At 40.4% G+C, this 26,974-nt stretch carries 22 protein-coding genes and 1 other RNA gene; 14 read left to right on the top strand and 9 right to left on the bottom strand.

Annotated features, from left to right (window positions below; genetic code table 11):
• Window positions 1-44 precede the first annotated feature (44 nt).
• Both ACSLUH_RS09460 and lacZ read right to left on the bottom strand, forming a co-directional pair.
• Window positions 45-2,369 carry an aminotransferase class III-fold pyridoxal phosphate-dependent enzyme gene (locus ACSLUH_RS09460; protein WP_448566310.1) on the bottom strand — a complete coding sequence of 775 codons (2,325 nt, stop codon included), beginning with the start codon at window positions 2,367-2,369 and terminating at the stop codon, window positions 45-47.
• 68 nt (window positions 2,370-2,437) lie between these two features.
• Entirely contained in the window at window positions 2,438-5,638 is a 3,201-nt protein-coding gene (gene lacZ, locus ACSLUH_RS09455) for a beta-galactosidase, LacZ type (protein WP_448566308.1), read from the bottom strand.
• A gap of 226 nt (window positions 5,639-5,864) precedes the next feature.
• On the opposite strand from lacZ, the gene ACSLUH_RS09450 reads away from it, so the two are divergent.
• On the top strand, window positions 5,865-6,578 hold the full coding sequence (locus ACSLUH_RS09450) for a FadR/GntR family transcriptional regulator (protein WP_448566306.1): 714 nt from the start codon (window positions 5,865-5,867) through the stop codon (window positions 6,576-6,578).
• 87 nt (window positions 6,579-6,665) lie between these two features.
• Here the strand turns inward: ACSLUH_RS09450 and ACSLUH_RS09445 are convergent, their stop codons facing one another.
• The 3 genes from ACSLUH_RS09445 to ACSLUH_RS09435 all read right to left on the bottom strand — a co-directional run bounded on the left by ACSLUH_RS09445 (window position 6,666) and on the right by ACSLUH_RS09435 (window position 8,733).
• The gene (locus ACSLUH_RS09445) at window positions 6,666-7,118 is read right to left on the bottom strand and encodes a DUF4124 domain-containing protein (RefSeq protein ID WP_448566304.1); all 453 of its coding nucleotides are present in this window, start codon (window positions 7,116-7,118) and stop codon (window positions 6,666-6,668) included.
• A 343-nt stretch (window positions 7,119-7,461) separates the two neighbouring features.
• Window positions 7,462-8,319: a DNA alkylation repair protein gene (locus tag ACSLUH_RS09440; RefSeq protein ID WP_448566302.1), complete on the bottom strand. Its 858-nt coding sequence runs from the start codon at window positions 8,317-8,319 to the stop codon at window positions 7,462-7,464.
• A gap of 93 nt (window positions 8,320-8,412) precedes the next feature.
• Window positions 8,413-8,733, bottom strand: a complete 321-nt coding sequence (locus ACSLUH_RS09435) for an antibiotic biosynthesis monooxygenase family protein (RefSeq protein WP_448566300.1) — start codon at window positions 8,731-8,733, stop codon at window positions 8,413-8,415.
• A 99-nt stretch (window positions 8,734-8,832) separates the two neighbouring features.
• Here ACSLUH_RS09435 and ACSLUH_RS09430 point away from each other — a divergent pair, with 99 nt between their 5' ends.
• Entirely contained in the window at window positions 8,833-9,570 is a 738-nt protein-coding gene (locus ACSLUH_RS09430; protein WP_448566297.1) for a helix-turn-helix transcriptional regulator, read from the top strand.
• Here the strand turns inward: ACSLUH_RS09430 and ACSLUH_RS09425 are convergent.
• Complete coding sequence (locus ACSLUH_RS09425) at window positions 9,565-10,887, bottom strand: sensor histidine kinase (protein ID WP_448566295.1); 1,323 nt, start codon at window positions 10,885-10,887, stop codon at window positions 9,565-9,567. The two genes, ACSLUH_RS09430 and ACSLUH_RS09425, sit on opposite strands and share 6 nt — an antisense overlap.
• Window positions 10,877-12,253 (bottom strand): sigma-54-dependent transcriptional regulator, encoded by a 1,377-nt coding sequence (locus ACSLUH_RS09420; RefSeq protein WP_448566293.1) that lies wholly within the window; start codon window positions 12,251-12,253, stop codon window positions 10,877-10,879. The genes ACSLUH_RS09425 and ACSLUH_RS09420 overlap by 11 nt, the downstream gene beginning before the upstream one ends.
• A gap of 233 nt (window positions 12,254-12,486) precedes the next feature.
• On the opposite strand from ACSLUH_RS09420, the gene ACSLUH_RS09415 reads away from it, so the two are divergent.
• The 6 genes from ACSLUH_RS09415 (at window position 12,487) to nhaA (ending at window position 20,687) form a co-directional block, all read left to right on the top strand.
• Window positions 12,487-13,749 carry an efflux RND transporter periplasmic adaptor subunit gene (locus tag ACSLUH_RS09415; protein ID WP_448566291.1) on the top strand — a complete coding sequence of 421 codons (1,263 nt, stop codon included), beginning with the start codon at window positions 12,487-12,489 and terminating at the stop codon, window positions 13,747-13,749.
• A 2-nt stretch (window positions 13,750-13,751) separates the two neighbouring features.
• A complete protein-coding gene (locus ACSLUH_RS09410; RefSeq protein ID WP_448566289.1) occupies window positions 13,752-14,450 on the top strand; it encodes an ABC transporter ATP-binding protein in 699 nt (232 codons plus the stop codon).
• Window positions 14,443-16,854, top strand: a complete 2,412-nt coding sequence (locus ACSLUH_RS09405; protein WP_448566287.1) for an ABC transporter permease — start codon at window positions 14,443-14,445, stop codon at window positions 16,852-16,854. Before ACSLUH_RS09410 ends, ACSLUH_RS09405 begins: the two co-directional genes overlap by 8 nt.
• Window positions 16,855-17,106: 252 nt before the next feature.
• Window positions 17,107-18,165: an FtsH protease activity modulator HflK gene (gene hflK / locus ACSLUH_RS09400; protein WP_448566285.1), complete on the top strand. Its 1,059-nt coding sequence runs from the start codon at window positions 17,107-17,109 to the stop codon at window positions 18,163-18,165.
• Window positions 18,162-19,181 carry a protease modulator HflC gene (hflC, locus tag ACSLUH_RS09395; RefSeq protein WP_448566284.1) on the top strand — a complete coding sequence of 340 codons (1,020 nt, stop codon included), beginning with the start codon at window positions 18,162-18,164 and terminating at the stop codon, window positions 19,179-19,181. The genes hflK and hflC overlap by 4 nt, the downstream gene beginning before the upstream one ends.
• Before the next feature lie 117 nt (window positions 19,182-19,298).
• Window positions 19,299-20,687, top strand: a complete 1,389-nt coding sequence (gene nhaA / locus ACSLUH_RS09390) for a Na+/H+ antiporter NhaA (RefSeq protein WP_448566282.1) — start codon at window positions 19,299-19,301, stop codon at window positions 20,685-20,687.
• A gap of 470 nt (window positions 20,688-21,157) precedes the next feature.
• Here the strand turns inward: nhaA and ssrA are convergent.
• Window positions 21,158-21,509, bottom strand: a transfer-messenger RNA (tmRNA) gene (gene ssrA / locus ACSLUH_RS09385).
• A gap of 215 nt (window positions 21,510-21,724) precedes the next feature.
• On the opposite strand from ssrA, the gene ACSLUH_RS09380 reads away from it, so the two are divergent.
• Genes ACSLUH_RS09380 through ACSLUH_RS09370 form a run of 3 tightly spaced genes read left to right on the top strand, consistent with a single transcriptional unit; the run spans window position 21,725 to window position 24,717 of the window.
• Window positions 21,725-22,705: an amidoligase family protein gene (locus tag ACSLUH_RS09380; RefSeq protein WP_448566280.1), complete on the top strand. Its 981-nt coding sequence runs from the start codon at window positions 21,725-21,727 to the stop codon at window positions 22,703-22,705.
• A complete protein-coding gene (locus ACSLUH_RS09375; protein WP_448566278.1) occupies window positions 22,684-23,358 on the top strand; it encodes a gamma-glutamyl-gamma-aminobutyrate hydrolase family protein in 675 nt (224 codons plus the stop codon). The genes ACSLUH_RS09380 and ACSLUH_RS09375 overlap by 22 nt, the downstream gene beginning before the upstream one ends.
• Window positions 23,359-23,394: 36 nt before the next feature.
• Window positions 23,395-24,717, top strand: coding sequence for a serine hydrolase domain-containing protein (locus ACSLUH_RS09370; protein WP_448566276.1), 1,323 nt, complete (start codon window positions 23,395-23,397; stop codon window positions 24,715-24,717).
• A gap of 64 nt (window positions 24,718-24,781) precedes the next feature.
• Here the strand turns inward: ACSLUH_RS09370 and smpB are convergent, their stop codons facing one another.
• On the bottom strand, window positions 24,782-25,273 hold the full coding sequence (gene smpB, locus ACSLUH_RS09365) for an SsrA-binding protein SmpB (protein ID WP_448566274.1): 492 nt from the start codon (window positions 25,271-25,273) through the stop codon (window positions 24,782-24,784).
• A gap of 112 nt (window positions 25,274-25,385) precedes the next feature.
• Between smpB and ACSLUH_RS09360 the strand changes: the two genes are divergently transcribed.
• From ACSLUH_RS09360 to ACSLUH_RS09350, 3 genes are all read left to right on the top strand, one after another.
• Window positions 25,386-25,817, top strand: a complete 432-nt coding sequence (locus ACSLUH_RS09360) for an SRPBCC family protein (protein ID WP_448566272.1) — start codon at window positions 25,386-25,388, stop codon at window positions 25,815-25,817.
• Complete coding sequence (locus tag ACSLUH_RS09355) at window positions 25,810-26,190, top strand: RnfH family protein (RefSeq protein ID WP_448566270.1); 381 nt, start codon at window positions 25,810-25,812, stop codon at window positions 26,188-26,190. The genes ACSLUH_RS09360 and ACSLUH_RS09355 overlap by 8 nt, the downstream gene beginning before the upstream one ends.
• Window positions 26,191-26,323: 133 nt before the next feature.
• Complete coding sequence (locus ACSLUH_RS09350) at window positions 26,324-26,959, top strand: tetratricopeptide repeat protein (RefSeq protein WP_448566268.1); 636 nt, start codon at window positions 26,324-26,326, stop codon at window positions 26,957-26,959.
• The last annotated feature ends 15 nt before the right edge of the window (window positions 26,960-26,974 follow it).

The following is a 26,974-nucleotide window of genomic DNA, read 5'->3' as shown; positions in this document are numbered from 1 at the left end:
TTGCGTTTATCACTTAGTCGAGTGATTTGTTGTTAAAAATCATCTCACTGAGTTAATTGCGATAAGCCTTTGTCTAACATATTGAGAAACTTATCTGCATCTTGATGACTAAAGACTATCGGAGGTTTAATTTTCAAAATGTTATAAAACTTACCTTCGGTGCTGAGCAATATCTGATGTTGTTTGGCAAATTCGACGAGCTTAGCGGTCGTTTCAGTTGCTGGTGTTTTGCTTTGTCGATCTGTGACTAGCTCTACGCCGATAAATAAACCTAAGCCTCTAACGTCACCAATGATTGGGTAAGCTGCTTGTAGCGATTTCAAACCAGCCATTAGATAATTACCGACCACTAAAGCATTTTCTTGTAATTTTTCATTGTGAATGACGTCTAATACCGCCTCACCGATGGCACAAGAAACGGGATTGCCTCCAAATGTGTTGAAGTATTCCATGCCGTTAACAAAAGCATCGGCGATAGCTTGAGTGGTAATAACCGCTGCCATTGGGTGGCCATTACCAATTGGCTTACCAACGGTGACGATGTCAGGAATAACGTATTGGCTTTCAAATGCCCACATATGATGACCACAACGACCAAAACCTACTTGCACTTCATCGGCTATACAAACGCCTCCTGCAGCGCGAACATGTTGGTAAGCTAGTTGAAGGTAACCTTTAGGCATAATGATTTGTCCAGCAACGCCCTGTAAAGATTCGCAGATAAATGCACCGATTTTTTCACCTCGCTGGTGTACTTTTTCAATAACAGAGGCAACGTCGTCAGCATATTGTCTTGCGCTTGAAGCTCCTTGGTATTTGCCGCGATACGGATCCGGCAATGAAACCTTGTGCACATAATCTGGAGCGCCTTGACCGCCGGGTCCATCAAACTTATACGGACTTGCTTCAATGCAGGCATTGGTATTGCCATGATAGGCGCCTTCAACAGTGAGTAGTTGTTTGCTGCCGGTATAATTTTTTGCCAGACGAAAAGCAAGCTCATTGGCTTCGCTACCAGAGTTCACCAACATGCAAACAGAGAGCTCTTGAGGTAATGTCGCCAATAATTTTTCACTGTAATTGACAATATTATCGTGTAGATAGCGAGTATTGGTGTTAAGCAGCGCCATTTGACGTTGTCCAGCCTCAACGACATGAGGGTGGCAGTGGCCAACATGACAAACATTGTTGACCATATCTAAATAAGCGTTACCTTGTTCATCATAAAGATAAGCGCCTTTGCCTCTCACAATTTTTAACGGTGCTTGGTAATTTAAACTTAAGGTTTTACCTAGATGTTTTTGTCTAAACGCAATAATGTCTTCTTTGCTTCGGCCATGATCAAAGCGATGTCCACAGGCATGCAATAGTTGCGTTTCAACGGCAATGGCATCGTATTGTTTTAGCTTTATCAATAACTGACGCGCTGGAGCAACCGATATATTTAAATACTCGTTGTCTGGGGTTTCTTTAATGGCTAAGGCGGCGTTTGACAATGTTGTACATAGCCTTAATGTGATCAACGGGTAAAGTGCTTTAATTTCTAAAGCACTTAACGGACGTTTTTCGTTATAGCCTTTAACGATAGCAACGAGTGCCTCAATCGTATCGTCAACGTTCATTAAACTATATGCGCAACCAATGGCTAGTTCATTGATGATGTGGCTATATACCATATCGCCAAAGTCGATGAGTCCTGCGATATCCGTTGGGTTATTTTTGCTATTAACCAAGAGATTATGATCATTAGCATCATTATGAATAATCGCTTTGGGTAACTGATCAAGTATTGGCATTATTTGTGATGCATAGGTTGATAGAAAATATTCAACTAATGCTTTATCTTCAGGCGCTAAAAGCGTTTTTTTCATCATGCAAATAGGATAGCCTTGGGCTAAATCCCACTCCAAATAGCGATAAGCGCCTAGATGCGTGAAGTGGCTTAATTGATCGTTGAGCTCGCCAAGAAATTCACCTAACTTGTGCCAGAAAGGTGTAGTGATACTTTGTTTCTCAACATCAACAAAAAATTCACCTGTAAGGTAACTTAATACTCTTAACCTAAATGGTGTGTTGTTTTCATCATTGATGACGACAATATCCTGCTGAGAATTAGCTGGGATAACATGGGGTACTTTACAATGAGTATTGTATAGGTGCCCCATAGCGGCGTTTTGCATTTCAAGTGATTGCAATGATTCCTCATTATTGGCAATTTTGACGATAAAACGCGAAGTTGCTGTCGTTAGCATAAAGTTCTGATCGCAGTAACCTGGCAAATGTTTTAATTGACCTGATAACTGATAATGAGCCTTTAAGGCTTCTAATACCTGTTGTTCGGTAAATTTTGGCGTGGTTAATTCGGTCATGTATTTCTCCTCGCTTCGCAACATTCGTTAAAATTGGCGAGGCGGTTTTAAATCGTTATATCGAAAACTTACTTCGTTTTCATTGAGCGCGCGAGTTTACTTATCGTTTCATTATTAGCGCTAAATGGTAACAAGGTGAAACCGTATTGCATTGATTGCGCTTTAATCGTGTATTGCGGGTGAACTAGGCGGCCCCATGAGGTATCTCCGCCAACTCCCATTTGCTTATGATCAATATTGACAGTGATCAACTCGCCCATCGGGAGGTACGCACCATGTTTAGATGTTACCGGCACTAAACCAGACGCAGATGCTTCACCATCTTTACCGGCAATAAAGTCGATATCGCTTTGTTTATAGGGCCAAGCGCTGGCATTAAGCGGTTTATCGCCAATCGCTAGTAAACCAGTATTGTTGCTATTTTTTAATGCTAACCACCTAACATCGGTTTTATTGGCATTTTCTTGAGGGCGAATATAAGCATGAACTTGATCGCTGACTTTACTGCGATATAAATCAATAAGTGCCGAGGTTTTACGATCTGCGTAGTTTTCATGAGGACCTCTACCAAACCATGACATTAATTCAAATTCATTCGGCATAGCTAACTGCATGCCAAACCTTGGAATATTTGGTAGTTGCTGATCTTCATCAAGTGACAAGTTAACAGTCACATGTATCGCACCATTAGCACTTAGCTGGTACTGCACTTGATAAAATCCTTCAAATGCTTTGCTAATGTAACGGGACGTTATTAGGTAACCATGCTCATTTTTTGCTTTGGTAAATTTATCAAGGGATAACTCACCCGCTGCATTTTGCCACATAGCAGCCCAATTTTGCATGCCGTTACCTAGATCATTATCGGTAGGTGCCCGCCAAAAGTTTGCTTTAAGAGGTGTTTTTAACAACGCTTTATTGTAATGACTAAGTTCAGATAACCAACCGCTAGTCTTGTCAAATAACACGGTATTTTCGCCATTGCTAAGGCTTAACGTTTGCTTGTTTTCATTAAGCAATTGATAGGGGGGGTTATTATGAGTTAACGGCATGTTTTGCATTTCAACAGGAAGTTGAAACTGCTCGTAAGCAACTTCATGGCCTGCTTTAAGCAAAGCACTATCACGCTTTAATTTAGCCGATGCGGTTAAAAAATATTCTTTGCTATCATTTTTTGGAAGTTTTGGTAACGCAAGCGTAACCTGTTGCTTGCTCGCCGGTTTTATTGCTGGCATCGACTGACTACCTTTTGCAAATAACTCGCCATCAGCTTTTATTTGCCAGGCGAGTTCGAAACCGGAAAGGTCAATAAAATCATATTTGTTTTCTATATTGATAACATTGGTTTGATCGCCATCTTGGGTAAAGCGAATGGCTTGATACACTTTCTTGACTTCATAAGCATGAGGGTTAGGCTCTCTGTTAGGGTTCATCAAACCGTTATTGAGAAAATTTCCATCGGTTGGCAGTGTTGGATGGAAGTCCTTGCCATAGGCCCAATAGTCAATACCGTTTTCGTCAGTATAGGCCAACGACTGGTCAACCCAATCCCAGATAAAACCGCCTTGAAGAACATCATATTTTTCAATTACTTGCCAGTAGTCCTTTAGATTACCCACTGAATTACCCATGGCATGCGCGTACTCAATCATGATCGCAGGTCGGTTTGGCTTAGATTCAGCGTACTTAACGAGTCGTTCAATTGATGGGTACATCGGTGCAAATACATCCGTGTATGCATCTTCGCCAGCGGGTTCATATTGAACAAGGCGCGAATCATCATTATCTTTGAGCCATTGGTATGTGGTTTCAAAAATTTTGCCGGTGCCTGCTTCATTGCCTAAGGACCATATAATGATCGAAGGATGGTTTTTATCGCGCTCAAACATGCGTTTTGTTCGGTCGAGGTGAGCAGGTAGCCAACTCATTTCATTACCCAATTGTGTTTTTTCGTTGATTGCTAACGGGTGAGATTCGATGTTGGCTTCATCTATTACATAAAGACCATACTTGTCAGTCAGTTCATACCAATAAGGATTATTAGGGTAGTGGCTTGAGCGTACCGCATTGATGTTAAAAGCTTTCATTAACTTGATATCACGTTCAATCGATGCCTTATCAACGACATGACCTCGAAGAGGATCGGTCTCATGACGATCGACACCGCGAATGGTGATCGCTTTGCCATTGACGAGTAACTGACCATTTTTACTTTCTACGCGCCTAAAACCGATATCATTACGAAGGCTTTGAAATACCTCACCTTGTGCATTTTTTAGATTAACTAACAGCGTGTAAAGGTTAGGTGTCTCTGCTGACCATAATTTGGGTTGTTCAACTGAGCTGGCTAATGTTAGTTCAAGTTCCCCGTTGGCAGACAACGTGATTTGCTTTTGCTGCTCGATAATGCGCTTCATGTCGTTTCTTGGATCAAGTAATTGGATTTCAGCAATAACCTTGCTTGACGCCTGATCATAATTTTTTAATAAGAGTTCAACAGCTAAGTGAGCTGCGCCTAGGTCGGCACTCAAGGTAGGTTTGGCATGAAAGTCAAAGACCTGTTGCTTAGCCGTTGCATAGAGATAGACATCTCTTTCAATACCTGAAATTCTTAACATATCCTGACTTTCTAGATAACTTGCGTCACTCCAGCGCCTAATTTGAAAAGCTAGGGTATTATCACCTTTAATAAGATATGGCGTTAAATCAAATTCTGCAGGGGTTTTTGAGCCTTGGCTAAAGCCGACTTTTTTACCATTTAGCCAGACGTCTAGACTTGATTTGGCAGCACCAACATGCAAAAAGACTTGTTTGTTTTTCCAGTCATTCGGTAAGTTAAATGTTTTACGGTATGAGCCAATGGGATTGTAATCTTTCGGTACATCTGGCCAAGTGGTAGTAAATGGAAAGCGCTCATCTAAGTAAATAGGATAACCATAGCCTTCAACTTCCCAATTTCCAGGAACACGAATTGTACCCCAGTGACTGTCATCAAAACTTTTTTGTTCAAATCCTTCGGGTTTATCCTGTGGAGAACGTTGCCAGTCAAATTTCCACAATCCATTTAGTAGCAGGAAGTTGGCACTGCTTTCTTTGTTATTGTTTAACGCTGCTAGAGGAGATGAAAAAGGAAAAGCACTCGCATGAGGCGCCAGTTTATTGATTGCAAATACTTGATGATCTTCCCATGGTGCTCGTTCTGTTGCAACGGTGAGATGACTGAAAAATAAAGAAGAAGACAAAATTGCCCAAGGCAGTTTTTTGAACATAATTAACTCTAAAAACATATACAATAGTATTTATAATACAAATAAAGATTTTATATGCAAGTAATAATTTTGATTGACGATGAAGCGAGTCAATTTTGTGGCTTATTGTTGACACCTTAATGTGTTTTGTTAACTTAAATTTAACATTGGATGAAAATTTACTAGTTTATTATCTCAACCTCATTTATCATACAAATCATCTTTATTAGTAGACTTAGCAGTTCATATGGATTCATCTCACCGCAACTTAACCCAGCAACTTGTTCATGAATTAGGTAAAGCGATTTTGCAAGGAGTCTATAAAGTGGGGGATAGCCTGCCGTCTGAAGCGGATATCTGCACGCGTTACAACATTAGCCGTACAGCAACGCGAGAGGCTGTCAAAATGCTAACCGCGAAGGGGTTAATTGGTTCAAGACCTAGACAAGGCATTAAAGTACTTGATTCTAAACACTGGAATTTGTTTGATGTCGATGTACTTGACTGGATTCTTATTGGCAAACCTGATTTGTATATGCTGAGAAGTTTTCAACAATTACGTCTTGCAATTGAAACCGAAGCTGCTTTTTTAGCAGCTCAATATGCGACAGATGAAGAGCTTAAAGTAATAGAAAATGCATTAGCCCGAATGAAAAATGCCACCAGTGGCCATGATGATACTCACGAGGCTGATATTGAGTTTCATCAAAGTATATTATCGGCAAGCCACAATCCGTTTTTTATTCAACTTAAAAGCTTTATCACTACAGCACTTAAAGTTAATTTAAGATTTACCAACCGTTTGAAAGCAGTGACCTTAGAAGAGTATCAGGCTCATGTTGATATCTTTGACTTTATTAAGAATAAACAGGCGCAACAAGCATACGATGCCTCAATGGTGACACAAAAAGCCACTTTAGCATTGATTGAAGAGCAAATAGTGCAATTTGAAGCTCAGTGATAAATGAGTAGTAAATAACGGAGTCTCTAGCTGTAGGCTCTGTATCTATCTTGTTTAGCGTTAATTAACTAACTGCACGTAATATAGCTACTGTTGTTGTGCTTTAAGAGCGTCTATTTCAGTTTGTTTTTTTTCTATCATAGTGTCGTATTTAGCACTTACTGCCAGTAACTCTTTACTAAGCGCCTGTAGGTAAAGCCCGCCTGTGTGTGTCGTTGGCGCATCAAGCGACTTTTGTTCTATGCGCGCTATTTCATCATTTTTTTGCTTGCGATAACGTGCAATCGACTGTTCAAGGCGCTTTATTTTCTTACTGACAATAAAATTGTTAATAGCAACAGGTTGGGCTGGTTGATTAGCTTTAAGGGCTTGAGTAGCATTGGAGTCATAGGATTGCGGCGTTTTAACTTCTACCTTACTTGCATCTTCTCCACACGGAGATTGGCTAAAATGTGTTACACCATCAATTTCACATTGATATATTTGACTTGCTGGCAAGCTAATAGATATTACAAATAATAGTAAACAGATGTTTCGCATCAATTCTCCTTAATTCTGGATAAGTAACGCTTATTCTATCGTTATTACTTAACCTCAGGTTTGTATCAGAACTAGCACGAAAACAATACAATCAAACGCTTAAGTATACTGTGACTTTCTAGTGCGCTACTTTTTACTTAATTCAAGGCGTATTGTTGTAGGAATAGCCAGCTATTTCAAGATAATATAACACAGAAGTAAGTACAAATGGGTGTTAGAAATGCATTGCTTATGCAGAGCAGAGGTTACGTAACTTAATACAAAGAATCTAGGGCGTGTTGCTCTTTATTCAACTGCAAAACGATCAACACGCCCCAGTAAATCTGCCTTAACTAAAGTGGCGCTATTTGGCCAATGCTCTTAAGCGAATTGCCCTTGGATGTTTAGCCTTTGCATAGTATCTAACAGCATGGCGTATTAACCATTTTGTTTCTTTATTAGCGTCCGTTAGCCATTGATGACAAAGATCAAAGACTAACTCTGGATGATCTTTGGCGATATCTCCAAGATGATTAGCGACACTTCTTCTCACATATAAACTCTCATCGGTTTTTAATGCCGCTAGTATTGGCAATAAAGGAGCAGGATCTTTTATAAAACTTTGCAAGCGAATACCCCAAGGTAGTTTTGGCCTAAGCCCTTCAGAGCACAATCGACGGACGTGATGGTTTGGATCGGTCAACCAAGAATGAAGAACCGCTAATGTTCGATCTTGCTGAAATTTAATAAAGGGTCTAATGGCAAACTCAGAGGTAAACTGTTTAGTGAGCGCTTTTAGTGCCTCCATTGATGTGTCGAAGTAGGATTCACCAAAACCAAGATTTTTTGACGTGCCTTCATTCGCCCAAAATGCACTGTAGGGTAAAAAAAAGAAAGCGGCGCAACCGATAGCGTCATTCTCGCCCCGTTGTGCTGGAAAACTCTCAATTAAGTATCGACTGGCACACTCGTAATCATCAGGCAAGCTTTTAGCAAGGTATTTAGCAATATGATTTGCCCTAGCCATTAAAGATAACTGCTCAAGCCCTTTACTTGCTTGATAGTAAAAACACTCAACATCAAACTCGGGCCATGCAAGTTCAATATTTCTTGCTAAATAACCAATCGCTTTTTGGTTGAGTAGTTCTTTCAATGGCATACCCTTAACAATATGTTGCGGTGCATTGGGTATCATTGGGCTTTGATAATCAGGAATATTCATTAGCCTTTCCTTTGACGATGATATAAGGTGCTTCGATTAACGATTGTACCGTTAAAAGCACCTTAACGGCTGCTCGTTTAATTTAACTACGTTTTAACTCCAAGCTTTTACTTGGGTTAAATGGCTGAATCCTAGCACTGTTTTTTGGTCGCTTTTCATTAGTGCAAAATATTCCCCACAAGCATTACAGTGTTCTGCTTGTTGAAAGGCTGATTCTGCCGCCGCACTGTCAGTCCAATAGATAAGGTCAACCCAGGTATCATTTGAAGCTTTCAATAGTTCCCTTTTGATGTAGCCTGGCTGATTTGCTAAAAAATCATTTTGAATATTGTCCGCGGCCATAATTAATTGCTGTTCTTCTACGCCTTCGTTTAGTTGAAAAGGTGCCCACTCTACTGACGGTAAATTTTTCATTTTTTGCTTCTCCTATTATCTTCGAATTGTGGTTGATATCACTGATTTAACTCAGTTGTGGTAGACTACGTTTAAATACGACATTTTGTGGCATATTTTATGGCAAAAGGTAGTGCCTTGAGTAAATTAACAAGAGTAGAGCAATTAATTGGCTTATTGAAATCCGGTGATGGGTATACCACTGAACAGTTGGCAAAGGAGTTTGGTGTTAGCATTCGCACTCTTAATAGAGATTTAGATTTACTGAGAGAGCAGGGCTACCCAATTGAAACAGATCGCGGCCGAGGTGGCGGGGTGCGTTTATATTCTCGCTGGGGAATAGGGCGTATCTCGTTAAATTATCGCGAAGTAATTGATTTGTTGCTGGCTTTAAGCGTACTCGATAAGATGAACTCTTCATTACTCCTCACTAACCTAAAATCTGTACGAAATAAATTATTCGCGACGTTTCCAGATGCAATACGCCCCGTGATCCGCCAATCAAGAGAGCGCATTCTGGTCAGTGAGTTAGCGTCAAATAATGTCCTTAATAGCTTTAATAAGGATTTTGTTTCAGATTTTAGTTCGGTATTATTAGAAAGTTTTTTTAATAAACTTTGTGTCGAGATTGCCTATCAAGACGGACAGGGGCAGCTAACCAAAAGATGTATAGAAATTCACTACTTATTTATTAGTTGGCCGGTATGGTATTTGGTTGCATGGGATCATCGTAGAGATGATGCGAGAACGTTTCGTGTGGATCGCGTTTTGGATGTTAACTTATCGGATAGAAGATTTACGTTGAAACCTTTATCATCATTTTCAGAAGAGATATCGAGATTTTCAACGCAGTTATAACAGCCCAAATGAAAAACGAAAGCACCCACCACCATTAGGTTTATCTACATAAGTTAAATCTCCCCCATGTTGAATCATAATTTGGCGTGATAGGCTAAGCCCAATACCAGAGCCTTGCTTTTTGGTGGTGAAAAACGGGACAAACACTTGCTCAACGACATGTGGCTCAATGCCTGCACCACTGTCTTCTATATCAAGCAGCAGTTGTTGTCGACCGCCAGTGGTTTCTTTTTGGTATAAATGCAGATTAACAGAGCGTTGCGGTGATTCTTTGACTGCTTCTAAAGCATTTTTGACTATATTAATTATCGCTTGCTCTAGTTGAGCAGCATCAGCGTTTACTAAGCTTTGGGATTCATAACAATGGCATAGCGTAGTTTGCTGGGAAAGTGCCTCAGTTTTAAATAGGGTAATTACGTGCTCAATAACTGTACACAATTCTACCTTAGCTAAATTGGGCTTGGGTAATGAGGTTATTTGATGAAAGCTTTTAATAAATGTGCTTAACTGTGTTGCTCTGTTAGATAAGGTGAGCAAGGCTTCTTGCATATCTTCTTTATCTTCTCGCTCACTAAAGACAAGGTCTTGGGGCAATAAATCACGTGCAGTATGAGCAAGGGATGCTAATGGGGTGATCGAATTGGCGACTTCGTGGGTTAGCACTTTCGTAAGCTGTTTGTATGCTTGCTGCTCTTTTGCCATCAACGCATGATAAATGGACTGTAAACTCACTAGCTTAAGCAATCTTCCCTCGATTTCACAGCAATTGATGTGTACAGATAATGTGTCTTGAATTTCGCCTGAGCGCCACGATAGGGTAGTACGATAATCTTTTGAAATTGATGAAATCAACAGGCCTATTTCTCCCAGTTCTTTGATACTTCTTACCGTAATGCCCAGTAATTTATCGGTAGCTGGATTTTTGTCGATAATATTGCCTTGATTATCAAAGACGATAATCGCTTGATCGATGTGCAATAGTAACGATTTTAAAAACTGTGCTTGCGCTTCAGCGACTAATCGTGATTGTTTAAACGTTGCTCTTACTTGCGCTATTTCCTTCGCAAGAGGGGCGGAATCATTAATGCCAAGAGAGGTATCATTATTCGCCAACGCTTTAAGAGCCAATGATAGGCTTTTGTCATGGCGTTGAGAGCGCTTTAACATTAAAAACGTTACCGTTGTTAATGTTAATAGCAAAATGACTAATACTGCCGATATACCATGTTGCTGGTAAAAGTAATTCGAGCCTAATAGCAGCGTTGCAAACGCGAATAACCAAGCAACTTCTTTAAACAGCTTGAGATTAGAGTTCATATTTTTCTAGCCTACGGTACAAGGCTCCTCTAGTTAGCCCCAAAGCTTTCGCTGCTTTACTAACATTGCCTTTATAATAGGTTAAGGCATTGGCGATCGTTTTTTGCTCGACTGATGCTAAGTTGAAGTTATCTTCATCTGACGGTTGCTCAGTTACCGGTTGTTTAATCGGGGAGCTTATAATCGCACCAATATCTATGGTTTCTGTATCGGTTAATATTACCGCACGCTCAATGGCATGACGAAGCTCTCTAATATTTCCTGGCCATGTGTAGCGGCTTAATCGCTGAATGTCTGCTGGGCTTATTGTCAGTTTGCGTTTGTATTTAGTGCAAAAATAGTCAAGGTAATAATCGATCAACATCGGAATATCTTCTTTACGTTCCCTTAGCGGCGGTAAGCGTATTTCAACGGTATTGATGCGATAAAGTAGATCTTGACGAAATCTCCCAGTATTAACGGCTTCATATAAATCATCATTGGTTGCTGAAATTAAGCGAATATCAATATCAATAGGTTTTGTTCCACCCACAGGGGTTATTTGTCGATTTTGAAGTGCGGTCAATAATTTGGCTTGCTGGTTAAGCGGCAGATTCGCGAGCTCGTCAAGAAATAGACTCCCGCCTTTAGCAAGTTCAAATCGCCCTAAACGGTCTGATTTTGCGTCAGTAAAAGCCCCTTTTTTGTGGCCAAACAGTTCACTTTCAAATAACGCTTCTGAAATTGCTCCCATGTCAACACTCAAAAAGGCATTATTGGCTCTTAAACTTGCTTGATGTATCGCTCGGGCAACTAGCTCCTTACCGGTACCACTTTCACCCGTGATTAAAATGTTTGCATCGGTTTTTGCCGCTTTTTCAATGGTCGCAAAGACCGTTTTCATTACCTCACTTTCACCGATAAATTTAGGGCTTTCACTGGATAATACTTGGTTTAAACCTTGGTTTTGTTTGGTTAAGGTATCAACGGCTTTTTTCGAGCTAGCGTGTTGAAATGCTGAAGCCATTGAGGCCAAAAATTGCTCATTTTGCCAAGGTTTCGTAATAAAGTCTGAAGCACCTGCTTTAATAGCACTGACAGCAAGTTCGATATCCGCATAAGCGGTCATCATGATAACCACAATGCTGGGGTCGATTGATAAAATAGCCTCTAACCAGTTTAAACCTTCACTACCGCTGATAGCATCACGGGTAAAGTTCATATCAAGAACGATAACATCAAACGCATACTCATTAATAAGTGCTTGTATCTTATGTGGGTCTTCTGTGGTCTTAACGACACTATAGTGCTTTTTTAATAATAAGCGGGTAGAAACCAAAATATCTGTGTTGTCGTCGACGATTAATATTCGTCCAGGATGCTTCATGAAAATCACTGCTCGTTGGCTTATGTAATAACCTATTTAAACAGTACGCTAAATAACGACGGTTGAAAAGAAAAAGTGTCCATTAATGGACGGTAGTGTGTTCTACTGGTGGACGCTTTTTATGAACTTAGTCGTTGGTGTTTTTGTAACTTATTGTATTTTAATGCTTTAAATGTTGGCATAAGACTTGTGTATAGGGTGTTAGGTTTTAATGATGTTTAAAGAGTGTCGATGTGGATAAACGAATAGCGCAACCGACTTATAAAAAATACAGCAAATCAATAATGATTGTTTTGATAGCTGCAGTGGTCGTATTGGGATTTGCTAAATTGCTAAGCACTGGATCAGACAGCAAGATCCAGCATATTGCAAAAAATGCCATTAATATTAGTCGAGTGACGGTCGGGGATTTTGCTGACACGCTTAAGCTTAGAGGCGCTGTGAGTCCGCAAACGACAATATATTTAGACGCGGTTGCTGGCGGAAGAGTTGAAGAGCGCTTTGTTGAGCAAGGGCAATATGTGGAACAAGGTCAGCCATTGGTAAGACTTTCCAATGTTTCCTTGCAACTTGATGTCATGAGCCGCGAAGCACAAGTAACCGAGCAGCTTAATTTTTTGCGCAATACACAAATGATGATGACAACCAACAGGTTAAACTTAAAGCGTGATTTGTTGGAAATAGAGCTTAAATTGGCGCATTTAACGCGTCAAATTAAACAATCTCAACCGCTTGTCACTCAAGGGGTACTAGCTGCTGATAAACTAGCAACATTAGAGTTAGATTTAGACTATTACCAACAACGCAAAGCACTGACTAAGCAAAGACAGCAAGAAGAAGAGAATATTCGTCAAATACAAGTTCAGCAGCTGGAAGAAAGCGCTCAGATGCTGCAAAAAAATCTACAATACGCGCGACAAAACCTAGAAAACCTTATTGTTAAAGCGCCACAAGCAGGTTACCTCAGTGAATTAAGCGTTGAGTTAGGTGAATCAAAACCACGCGGTGCCCGACTAGGACAAATTGACATTCCTAATCGCTTTAAACTTGTCGCTAATATTGATGAATATTATTTAAATCAAATTACCTTGGGAATGCCCGCCAACATATCGCTTAATGGTCAAATGGTTGAAGTGGCTGTCAACAAGATTGATAGCCGTGTAAGACAAGCGCAGTTTCGCATTGAGTTTAATTTACCTGCAGGGGTTAACAAAATAAAGCGAGGTCAAACCCTTGATGTTGAGTTAGTGCTTAGTGAAGGGGAGCGCAACGCGTTATTAATCAAACGCGGTGCTTTTATTAATAGCACAGGCGGTAACTGGGCCTTTGTTATGAGTGAAGACGGCACTTTTGCCGAGCGCAGAGCGGTAAAGCTTGGAAAAAGCAATCAATATTATTTCACCGTCATTGACGGCCTAAGCGCTGGCGAGAAGGTGATCACATCTAATTACAGTGCCTTTGATAAGGCAGATAAAATTAAAGTTAAAGGAAGTTAAGCATGATCAAATTATCAAATGTATCACGAGTGTTTCGTACTCAGGACGTCGAAACAACCGCCTTGAATAACATTAACTTATCGGTAGCGGAAGGCGATTTCCTTGCGATAATGGGGCCTTCGGGGTGCGGAAAGTCAACGCTTTTATCAATATTAGGAATGTTAGATAGCCCTAATAGTGGCGAGTACCTTTTTAATGGTCAAGAGGTTGCTAACGCTTCAGAGCGAAGTTTGGCGAAATTGCGTAGTAGTTCCATAGGTTTTGTTTTTCAGAGCTTTAACTTAATCGATAGCTTGACGGTTTATGAAAATGTCGACTTACCTTTGCAATACTTGGGGTTATCTAAAGCAGAGCGTAAACAGAAGGTCGAGGAGGTTTTAAGAGCCGTAGGTATCGATCATAGAGCAGACCATTTACCACAGCAATTATCTGGTGGTCAGCAGCAACGTGTTGCTGTTGCGAGAGCTTTAGTGATTAAGCCTAAGGTGATTTTAGCCGATGAGCCAACCGGAAACTTAGACTCTAAACACGGTGAAGAAGTCATGGCAATGTTGAAGTCATTAAATGAGGAGGGCACAACGATTATTATGGTTACTCACTCAGAGCACGATGCCAAGTATGCAAACCGTGTTGTTCGTCTTTTTGATGGCAAAGTTTTATTAGACCGTGCTAGTGAAGTTGTCGAGGTTCAAGATGTTTAATAGTTTGATCGGTAATTACCTTATCAGCGCAATTAGAAGTTTAATGCGCCATAAAATGAATTTAGTGTTAACCGTGGCGGGTCTTGCCATTGGATTAGCAGCAACGTTTCTGGTGGCTTTGTATGCGCTCAATGAAAGCTCATTCGATAACTTTCAGCCAGATGCTGATAGAACCTATCGTATCGTGATGAAACACTTACCCACCGGCAGCGAATATGCGATGACGACCCCTCGAGGTGCTCAACATTTCGAAAAAATCCCCGGCGTTGAAAGTGTTATGGCACTGCTTAGCACCAAATATTTATTGTCGAACAAGGTAAAAATTGGCGAAGATTACTTTACCTTTAGTAATGTTATCGCGGCCCCTGAAAACTTAACCGATTTCGTTAAGCTTGATATCTTGTACGGTAACCTTAGTGAAGTGCTAACTAAACCCAATAAAATTGCTATCTCAATTAACCAAGCTCGTCGATTATTTGGCGTTGATAATGCGCTCGGTAAAACATTAAAAATGGAAGATAGGCAGGGGATATTAGAGGTTGCAGCAATTTTTACCAATTTACCTGATAATAGTCATTATTTCTTCACAGGGATTGTATCAAACCAAGCCTATATGAACGTTATTGGTAAGATGTCTCATACCTACCTTAAATTAACACCTCAAGCGAATGTATCCTCTGTTGCCAATGAAGTAACTCGTATTTTAAATGGGATTTGGCAAAACAAAAGTAGTGAAATTGACTATTACTTACAGCCATTGCTAGATATTCACCTAGCACCTAATTTTAATACCGATATGAAAATTGGCGGCTCAGAAAAGACCGTTGCAATAAGCATTGCATTAGCCGTACTTTTAATCATTATCTCAAGTTTTAATTATATTAATATGAGTGTTGCTCAGGCAGGTTTACGAGCCAAGGAAGTGGGGGTACGCAAAGTTTTAGGCGCGAGTAAAAGACAGCTAGTTAGTCAATTTTTAACGGAGTCAGTGGTGGTAGCGTTAATCGCCACTTTGTTTGCTTGTGCTTTGGTTGAGTTGTTTTTGCCTACATTTAATGAATTGGTGGGGCGTCAACTTGTTATCGAAAGCTGGTCTCAGTATTTATTACCTATTATCGTACTTGCAACCTCAATCGGCATCCTATCAGGTTTGTATCCTGCGTTATTTATTTCATCTTTTGGTGTCAAGCGTGTACTTAGCGGCGATTTTGGCCGAGGTCAAACGGCAACGACGGTGAGAAAGGTTTTAATGGTACTGCAATCAGCACTATCCGTAGGGTTAATTGTTGCGGCAATTAGCTTCTATCTTCAATTAAATTTTTTACAGCAACTTGCAGTTAACTATGAAAAAGAGCAACGGGTAAGAGTTGTTGATGTGCCAGGAGCCATAGTTTATTCGCCTGATAGTCAACAGCTTTATCAAGACATAAACAATATCGAAGGCGTGGTTTCAGTTACTCCTACCGATTTTGACTTAACCAAGTCAACAGGGGCGGGCGCGTTCGTTAAATCAGTACCAGGTGTTGCAGAATTTAACGTTGAAATGGGGTTTGCTGGCGTAGGTTTTGATGCCGCTAAAGCATTAGGGTTAAAACTCATTGCTGGACGTGATTTTTCACAAGAGTTTCAATCGGATTGGTTCAATAAATCGCAATCGACTATCGGCATTTTAATACCTGAATCTGTCTTAGGCGCTGCTGGTTATCAGAGCGCTGAACAAGCGTTAGGTCAAGAGTGGATATTTGGTGCTGGTCCAGAACAAAACTTAACAGGCAAGATTGTCGGTGTGTTTAAAGATATTAAAATTGGCTCATCAAAAGGACATTCTGGCCCGGTATTGTTTGCCTGTGGGTTACCAGTGAGTGGTGATTATTCTTTAGTTATCGAGGTTGAAGATCAATACTCTGCAGAAGTTAAAGCCAACATTATCAACGTTGTTGAGCAACGACTTAATATAAATGCTGTCGAACTACAATTAGTGATAGATAACTATCAAGCGCTATATCAAGGAGAGAACCAACTCGTCAAAATGGTTGCGGTTTTTTCAGGTCTCGCAGTATTCCTCACTTGCATCGGTATGTTTGGCTTGGCTGCATTTAGTGCACAGCAGCGAAGTAAAGAAGTAGCGATTAGAAAAGTACTGGGTGCTTCACGCATTGAGCTCGTAGCATTGTTAACGAAAGAATCTATTCTCTTGGTGTTAACGAGCGTTATTATTGCTTTTCCGATTGTATTTTATTTAATTAGCCAATGGTTGAATAACTTTAATGATCGCATATCGCAAACGCCACTACCGTATCTAGGTGCTGCATTTTTAGTTGCCTTGGTTACCTGGCTAACGGTTGCCAGTATCGCTTTGCGAACTGCAAGTATTCGGCCTTCTTATAGTCTTAGGTATGAGTAGAATGACGTTGATATAAGATAAAAGCCTCAAACAAATGTTAGAGGTCTATTATCTTATATCTTTGTTTATTATTGCCATAACCATAACCATTTCTGAGTTTTACTAAGCGAATAAAACACACAACCGAGCAACAGCCCGTAGTAAAAGTAATTACGTTCGCTAAGTGATATCCCCCTTGTTATTTTTGCTAATACCCCAATATAAAGATAATTAGACGGAAATTTTTTCGTTTAATTTAAGGAGACATGTATTATGTCCCAAAGTAATGACCTACAGGAAAAAATTCGGGGAAGTAAGAATAAGTCACCTCCTGACCTCGAACGAGTCATAAGCCCAATATTTAATAATTTTAAAACATTTCTCGTCGATGGAAGCCCTAAAAAGTTTTTTACAATAGTTTTCCTCAGTTTTTTAGGTTTCTCTTTCTGGTCTTCATTCTATACCGTACCAAGTGATTCAGTAGCAGTCGTGCAACGATTTGGTAAGTATGTCCACGATATACCTCCAGGACTGCACCTTAAGTTTCCCTTAGGTATTGATGTAGCAACCATTGTTCCGGTTAAGCGTCAGCTTAAGCAAGAGTTTGGTTTTTTTACGCCCGGTGCGACAGATCCTTATCAACTTCCTCGTACATACGATCATGATAGGGAAACTCAAATGGTAACAGGTGATTTAAATGCAGCCCTTGTTGAATGGGTTGTACAATATCGAATTTCGACACCCACTAAATTTCTATTCGAGGTTAGAGAACCTAGTGCAACACTGCGATATGTTTCAGAATCAGTCATGCGAGAGGTTGTTGGAGATCGCACAGTTGATGAAGTGATCACCGTTGGGCGTCAAGACATCGAATCTGAAGCGTTAACGAAAATGCAGGAATTGTCGACCAAGTATGCGATGGGGATTAGCATTGATCAGGTTCAGTTGAAAAATATTAACCCACCCAAACCGGTTCAAGAATCATTCAATGAAGTTAACCAAGCTCAGCAAGAAAAGGAGAAGCTCATTAATGAGGCGCGCAGAGACTACAATAAAGTCATCCCGCTGGCGCTTGGTGAAAAAGATCAACGAATTAGAGAAGCTGATGGTTATCGATTAAAACGAATTAATGAGGCAGAAGGAGATACCGCTCGATTTAACGCTCTTTATAAAGAGTATATAAAAGCTCCTGAAGTTACCACACGTCGTATTTACATTGAAACCATGCAAGATGTTTTACCTAAAATCAAAGCCAAAATCATTATCGATAAACAAACCAGTAATGTTTTACCTTTGCTTAATTTGGGTGGAAAGAACGGGAGTAACCAATGAGCACACTAAAAACATCATTGTTACTTACAATAGCAGCGCTACTTGCGCTTGGTTTTAAAAGTGCTCTTTATACAGTAAGTGAAGTAGAGCAGGTGATTATTACACAGTTTGGTAAACCCGTTGGTGAGCCCGTAATAGATGCAGGCCTGAATATAAAAATCCCTTTTATTCAAGAGGTTAATGCAATCGATAAAAGAGTACTGGAATGGGATGGTGAGCCGTCGGATATGCCAACGAAAGATAAGCTTTATATTTCGGTTGATTTATTTGCTCGTTGGCGAATTGTCGATCCTTTACAGTACTTTTTAAGGCTTAGGGATGAACGAAGCGCTCAGTCTAGGCTTGATGATATTCTTGGGAGTGAAACACGTAATGCTGTGGCAAAGCATGAATTGATCGAAATCATTCGCACTACGAAAAACAGGGAACCTTTGCAAGCTGGGATTTTGAATGATTTTGACGCCGATTTGAATGTAGGGTTATTGGTTCCTATTCATAAAGGACGAAAACTTGTAGAACAAGAAATATTTTCGGCTGCTTCAGAGAAAGTAAAAGTGTTTGGGATAGAGCTTTTAGATATTCGTTTTAAACGGATAAATTACAACGCGAGTGTTAGACCAAAAATTTTCGAACGTATGATTAGCGAACGTCGACAGATTGCTGAACGTTTTTTATCAGAAGGTAAAGGAGAGGCGGCTCGTATACGTGGTGATAGGGTGCGAGAACTTGATAAGATTCAGTCAGAAGCATATCAAAAAGTTGAAGAAATTCGAGGTCTTGCTGATGCAAAGGCCACAGAGATTTATGCACTCGCCTACAATAAAAGCCCGCAAGCTGTCAGCCTTTATGAATTTACCCGAACCATGCAGTCTTACTCGGCGATAATCACGGAAAACACGACATTAGTTTTATCAACCAATAGTGAATTGTTTAAATTCATCAATGGGGTTCAAGTCGACGATGATAACCTCAAAAATGTTATGACTAATCATCTTAAAGCGAAACGTAACGAGTAAAAATCGAAACTTAGTTATGCAAAGGTTCAGACATGATAAAGAATAAAAAAATGCCTAAGATGCAACAAGATGGCATTGAATATAAGCAAGTATCATGATTATCGTTAAGTCGATAATATGACTCTTAAATTGATGAATGAAAAGCGAGGCTATCGAACACAATTACCGAAAGAGCATATCGATTGGATTGTCCAGCCAGTCACTCGATTTTTGAAAATTGAAGTAATCGCTGGCATTATTTTACTGCTTTCTGCGCTAGTTGCCCTGTCATTGGCAAACTCTCCACTAAAAGAATCGTTTGATCACTTATGGCAATTATCACTTGGTATCCAAATAGGTGATTTTGTATTTCAACGTACGATACATGGATGGATAAATGATGCCGTAATGACATTGTTTTTCTTTTTAATCGCGCTTGAATTAAAACGAGAGCTCGTATTAGGAGAGTTGCGTAACCCTCGTCTTGCTGTGCTATCAATTTCGGGGGCTATTGGCGGGATGCTGCTGCCAGCAATGGTTTACCTTTTTCTTCAATATGGTGAGCCAGGGCAAAGCGGTTGGGGAACGGTGATGGCGACGGATACCGCCTTTGTCATTGGCTGCTTAGCGCTATTAGGCTCGCGAATACCCAAGAGCATGAGGTTATTTATGCTGTCGTTGGCTGTAGTCGATGACATTGGTGCTATCATTGTTGTCGCCGTTGGTTATGGCAGTGACATTGAGTGGGTGGCGATAGGGCTTGCGATGCTGGGGTTTCTTTTGGTGAGAGTCATGGCATTTGTCGGTATCCGCAGTATGGCCGTGTTTTTTATTGTAGGGGCTTTTATCTGGTTAGCTATCGATGCTTCTGGTATCCACCCCACAGTCACTGGTGTTATTCTTGGGCTTATGACACCAACAACGAAATGGATAAGTGATGACCGTTTACACACTATTATGGATTGTGTGGTGGCTTATCCTCGCGGAGATCATTGGAGTGGCGATACCCTTGATAGAAAAGTGTTAAAAACAGCAGAAGCAGCTGCTCGAGAGGCACTTTCACCGGTAGAGCGTTTAGAGATAGTACTTCATCCATGGGTAGGTTTTGTTGTGATGCCATTGTTCGCTTTTGCTAATGCAGGAGTATCATTCAGTGGAGTTAATATAGCTTCTTCACTTACCATGGCTGTATTTTTGGGCTTTGTAATCGGTAAACCCTTAGGAATTTTTCTTTTTAGTTGGATTGCTGTTCAACTTAAAATAGCGGTATTACCCGCTAATTTAAATTGGCGAATGCTCTTTGCTGGAGGGATTTTGGCGGGCATTGGCTTCACTATGGCTCTTTTTATTGCCAACCTAGCTTACAGCCCTGAACAAATTAATTCGGTGAAAATCGGAATTCTTTCAGCATCAGTGTTCTCAGCATTGTTAGGAAGCCTTTTATTAATTTATGTAACCAAAGCCAATGGAAATTCGCAATCAAATAGCGTTTTAGTAAAAAATAGAAGTACTATAGGTAAGGCATAGGATAACATTTCTCAATCAAATTTATGTGTTTGTGTTACCGCAAATTATAAGCAGAGTTTCTTTTTAGCGCTTTTAATGTAAACACAGCACCAAAGCGATGTGGTTTGGATGCTTTGAATTCAATTTAGTAGCGCTGTGAGTGTGTTTTCACGGTTAGCTTATCGTATTTTTTGATGAAAAACTTATTAGTCGTTAGCTGCTATGGCTGTATCAGCATGGCAAAGCGACCAAAAAACTTTTGTCGACAAGCATCACACTCTTTAGTGACAATATTTTTTTTGAATGTCACTGTGGTGACAATTGACAGACACATCTAGACCACTTGGCTATTAAAAGCAAAAAGCCTCAATCATGATTTGTAAGAGCTGAGGCGTGATTGTGCCGGCTTTTTTTAACAAGCATTTATGGCTTTTAATATCTGCAAACAAAACATAAAAAAAGACGCTAAAAAGCGTCTTTAATTTTGAAGGTGGTGGAGCTGGCGGGAGTTGAACCCGCGTCCAAAAAACCTACATCCTCGGTCCTACATGCTTAGTCGTTTATTTATTTAACCAGTTAGACGCCAAACGACAGGCTTCATCGTGGTGAGCTTGATACTATTTCGCGGTTCAGCCTCAAGCGTGCTTCCCTCGCTAGCCTACATGGGGTGACCATCGGCATCTCAAGACTATAGGCGAATCATTGAGAGGATGGCTAGCATTAAGCTGCTAGTGCGAACGTTTCGTCGTTTGCAATTATAGTTTTGCGGCTTTTTACCAGGCCAACCGCCCCTGGGCATGCACCTTGGGTTTCGTGAATCTTGTCGAATCCTGAATCAGCCCCAAAGTTTCCATAGACTTAACGCCTACGAAAACTATTGTAGCGCGACTTGCTAGTGATAACAACGGATACTATGGTAAATAGTTTGTAATTGCTGGTTTTTTAATCTTAATTGATTAAAGCTATCGCTTGCCGATGCGTTTTGTATTATCCATGGCGCGCATGTTATCTTGACTAAACTGAAATCTAAAAGCACTTAAAAAAGGGCAACCATACGGATGAATCAAACAGTAACGTTTACTTTACCAGAGCATCAGCAAAATGCTGATGGTGATGTCAGAAGAGTAGGGTTTGAAATTGAGTTTTCAGGCCTTAGTTTGGAGCAGGCCGTTTCTGCGGTGCAATCTTCTTTAAATGGGCGTTTAAAAAAAGGAACCGCTGCAGAGCAGGTAGTGACAGTAGATGATTTAGGTGATTTTAATATAGAAATTGATTGGGATTTTCTAAAGCGAACGGCTAGGGAGTTAGGTGAAGATAGTAACAGCCCTGCTTGGTTAGATAAAGTCAGTCACGCTTCTGCATTGCTTGTGCCAATTGAAGTGGTTTGCCCGCCGATAGCTTTAAATCAATTAGATAAATTAACACCTATGGTAGAAGCATTACGAAACTTAGGTGCGATAGGTACTCAAGAGTCATTGATTGCCGCTTATGGCGTACATATAAACCCTGAACTACCCGAACTTGATGTTGATACTATTTATCATTACCTACGTGCATTCTGTTTGCTGCAATGGTGGTTAGTCGAAGAAAACCGTGTTGATCCCGCTCGTAAGTTAAGTCCGTACATTCAACTGTTTAGTGAAGAATACATCAAGCAGCTTTTAGTTAATAAACCGAAAAGTGTTGAACAATTAATTGATGATTATTTAGTCGACAATTCGAGTAGAAACAGGGCATTAGATATGTTGCCGTTGTTTGCTCATTTGGACGAAAAAAGAGTAAGGGACGTGGTAGATGACCCGAAAATTAAGTCTCGACCGACTTTTCATTACCGACTGCCAAATTGCAATATTGAACAGGCCGATTGGTCATTGGCTAAATCTTGGAATCGCTGGTGTGTGCTTGAGAAATTAGCCAATGATCATCAAGCGCTTGATCGCTTAGCGCAACAGTTTATTGATGCTGATAGACCTTTGATTGGTTTAGATCGACGAGAATGGATAAAGGTGATGACGCAATGGATAAAAGACCACGAATAGGGGTTACCAATAATGGCCGTAAGTGGTCACCGAGTTGGTGGTGCACTGCATTGGCTCTTCGTTTAGTTGGAGCAATACCTGAACGTATCAGTGTACGTCACCCGCCAAGCGGCAAGCAATTGGACGGTTTAGTGATTGGCGGCGGCGACGACATTAGTCCTGAGCATTACGGTGGCGAGCTTACTAATAAAGTAAAGCCTGATGTTGCTCGCGATCAACTTGAGATAGAGTGGATCAAATGGGCATTAACACATCAAGCGCCGCTGCTTGGTATTTGTCGAGGAGCGCAACTTATTAATGTGGTTAAAAAAGGACATTTATATGAAGATATCCGTACTATTCGGCAAAAGACATACAACCGGCCAGGGTTGTTACCGACCAAACAAGTAAGGCTCATCGCTAACTCAATGTTAGCTGAGGTATGCAAAAAAAATCATTTACGTGTCAATAGTCTACACCATCAAGCGATAAAAAATGCCGGTGAGTCTTTGCAAGTTGTGGGTTGGGATTTGGATAACTTAACCCAAGCAATAGAGTCACAACAAGAAAATATTCTTGGAGTACAATGGCACCCAGAGTATCTTATTTATGTGCCAGCGCAATTGCGCATTTTTAATTGGTTAGCGACAAAAGCCAAAAAAGACTTAAACTAAAGATAATAAACGATTGAATAGCAAAGGAATTAAAGGATGAACGTAACTAACAGAGTGGTGATTGCTGCACTATTGGCAGGGAGTTTGTTAGCAACGACTAGCGTATGTGCTAAAGAGAACAAGCAGGTGATGACGTCAGCACAATCTGATCCGCGAACGCTTGGTTGGATGATAGGTTCGCCACCGCCACCAGACAAACTCATTATGCAACCGCAATCAGATTATTTTAGTTTTCCAAAACTTCGTTGGACGGTTTGTCACATCAGAGAATTTTTACCTACTAAGCAAGTCAATAGAGGTTTGTCAGCTTCAATTCCTTTCAGCTATGAACTTGATAATAAAATTGATGATGTAACGTTTAAAGTGCTGGGGGATGAGCGCGAAATAACATGGCGGGAGTCGCTTGCATCCAACTATACTGACGGCATTTTAGTGTTGCACCAAGGCAAGATTGTTTATGAAAAATACCTTGGTTGTTTAAAAGAAGATGGTAAACATGCCGCGATGTCGATGACAAAATCCCTTACTGGGCTAATCGCGGAAATCCTCATAGCACAACAAAAGCTTGACGATAAAGCGTTAGTCTCATCAATTATTCCTGAATTAACCAATAGTGCTTTTGGCAGCGCCACCGTCAGGCAGGTTATGGATATGACCACGGCGATAAAATACAGTGAGAACTATTCTGACCCCAATGCCGAAATCTGGCAGTATTCTGCAGCAGCAAGCCCACTGCCGAAGCCTAAGAGTTATCAAGGCGCTAACGGTTACTATGAGTATTTACAAACCTTGCCTCAACAAGGTCAACACGGCCAACAGTTTGCTTATAAAACGGTCAATACCGATGCACTTGGTTGGATAATTTCAAAAGTCTCAGGTAAGAAGCTCACTGAACTGCTTTCGGATTTATTATGGCGAAAAATTGGTGCAGAGCAAGATGCTTATATGACCATTGATGCTAAAGGTACCCCGTTTGCTGGTGGGGGACTGAGTGCAGGACTTCGAGATTTGGCGCGTATCGGTCAACTTATGCTTAACCGCGGGGAAATGAATGGTGTACGGCTTTTTCCAGAATCGGTTGTTGAAAACATCGAGCAAGGAGGGGATAAACAAGCTTTTGCCTATGCAGGTTATAAAACGCTAAGAGGCGGCAGTTATCGCAGCATGTGGTGGGTATTTCATAATGAACATGGCGCGTATGCAGCAAGAGGAGTGCATGGTCAAACGATATATATCGACCCAAGTGCTGAGATGGTAATCGTGAGGTTTTCATCTCATCCTCAAGCTAAAAACGCTTATATTGATCCAACGTCACTACCTGCATATCATGCAGTGGCAAAATACTTGATGAAGAAATAAGTTGGCTAAGTGATAGCTATTCAGAGCGAGCATTTTAGTGTTGCTCGCTCTTTTTGAAATGTCGCTATTCTTTATTAAGCGTTTTGTTTTTCATCAGTCGACCTTTATCGACTTGCCACTCTCTATCTTTGATATCAGCGCGCTTGTCGTGGGCTTTTTTACCTTTACCCAAGCAAAACTCAAGTTTTACCCAACATTTGCGCCAGTACATGGCAGTGGCAACGAGGGAGTATCCTTCTCGTTCTACTGAGCCGATAAGTTTATCGAGTTCTCTTCTATTGAGCAGTAATTTACGAGGGCGCACTGGATCACACACCACATGTGTTGACGCGGCATTTAACGGCATAATTTCTGCGCCAAGAAGATACGCTTCTCGATCTTTGATATGCACATAACAATCAGAAATATTAACTTTGCCGGCACGAATACTTTTAATTTCCCAACCTTGTAGGCTCATTCCTGCTTCATATTTATCTGACAGGGCATAGTTGTGTCGGGCTTTTTTATTCAGTGCGATAGTATTGCTGTTTGAATTTTTTGATTTCTTTTTTGCCATTTTTCTTCCAATCCTTAACCGAGCACATTATACGTAGATATTTGCGCATTTAAATGACTATTTTCATTAATATCTTTTTGGTATGATGTGCGCTCATTTTTGAGGAGAGATAATGCCGATTGTTAGTCGAAATGCCCTTGTTATGTATAGTGTTGAGCAAATGTATCAGTTGATCAATGATGTACTTGCTTACCCTGCATTTTTACCTGATTGCACTGACAGTAAAATTATTGCTCACACCGAGAATAAAATGACGGCAGCGTTACAAGTATCAAAAGCAGGACTTACTAAATGGTTTACGACTGAAAACACCTTGGAAAAGGATCATAAAGTCTCCTTAAAATTGATTGATGGTCCTTTTAAATACTTAGCGGGGGAGTGGTTATTAACGCCATTATCGCCAGAGGCATGTAAAATAAGTCTGCACTTAGAGTACGAGTTTTCAAATAAAATGTTCGATCTTGCCTTCGGAAAAATCTTCAACGGTATAGCGAACAACATGGTGCAAGCTTTTACACAACGAGCGAAACAGGTTTATGGATAACGTGGAAAATAAGCAACAAGTAACGCAAGATCAAGAAGTTGAGCATTTAAAAATCGAAGTCGTTTATGGCACCCCACAACGTCAAGAATTGCTCACTATCATGGTTGAGCAAGGAACTTCGGTTGAGAAAGCGATAGAGCTTTCCGGGATCTGTGAAGTATTTCCTGAAATAGATTTATCTGAAAACAAAGTCGGTATTTGGAATCGTTCTGCCAAGTTAACCGATATTTTAGCTGATCATGACCGAGTGGAAATTTATCGGCCGCTCATTGCTGATCCGAAGGAAGTGCGCAAGCGCAGAGCAGAAAAAGCTAAATTAGAAGGTCGAGCAGATAAAGTCACTGGCGGTCGCGTTGATCCTCAACGTAAGTAACCTCTGCCGCATTAAAAATTAGACATTAAATAATTAGATACAATTTAGTCATTTTTTGACCTTTGCATATAGTACGAAGAGTATGGTAGTTTGAATTTTGTTCAAATTAATCCACTTGAAGATGGAAAGTCAAATGAATAAATTATTATTAGTTATCATAGCCAGTATTGGTTTTAATGTTGCTGCAAATCAAAATGTTGAGGAATACAAATACTGTCAATCTGATTGTGAATACGAAGTGAAAATGTTTCGCAAATATATGAACCAAGGTTCATCAATTGCAGAATTTTCTCTTGGATTGATGATGTTGCAGGGTAAAGGAACAGAACAAAACATCGAGCAAGGCATAAGACATATCAGAAGTGCAGCATTGGCTAAAGAACCCAGTGCGGAGTTTCAATTAGGCTATTTCTACTTATTTGGTTTATACGTGAATCAAGACTTCGAGCTTGCTAAAAAGTTTTTAGAGCGAGCTAAATTAAGAAAAGTTAAGTCAGCAAGCAAGTACTTATCTTTAATGTCAGGAAAAGAGCAAAAATCTCAACTCGTTACCGTGGCTTCTCAGTTGACACATAAAGTCAATGAGAACCTATCTATGCCAAATAGCGTCGAAGTTATTACCGTTTCTGCAGGCTTTACATATTATGAAATAATGGAGGCAGCGCGAATTCAATCGTGTCCTACTAATACTTGCGGACCATGGTGGAGTGTTGTACTAATGCCAATGGTGAAGTTGGCAAATGAAGATGAGGTTTTATCTACCATTTAAGGTTAGGCGATAGCT

Source organism: Thalassotalea ganghwensis (genome assembly GCF_053485795.1).
This window is presented reverse-complemented; position numbering and strand designations above follow the sequence as displayed.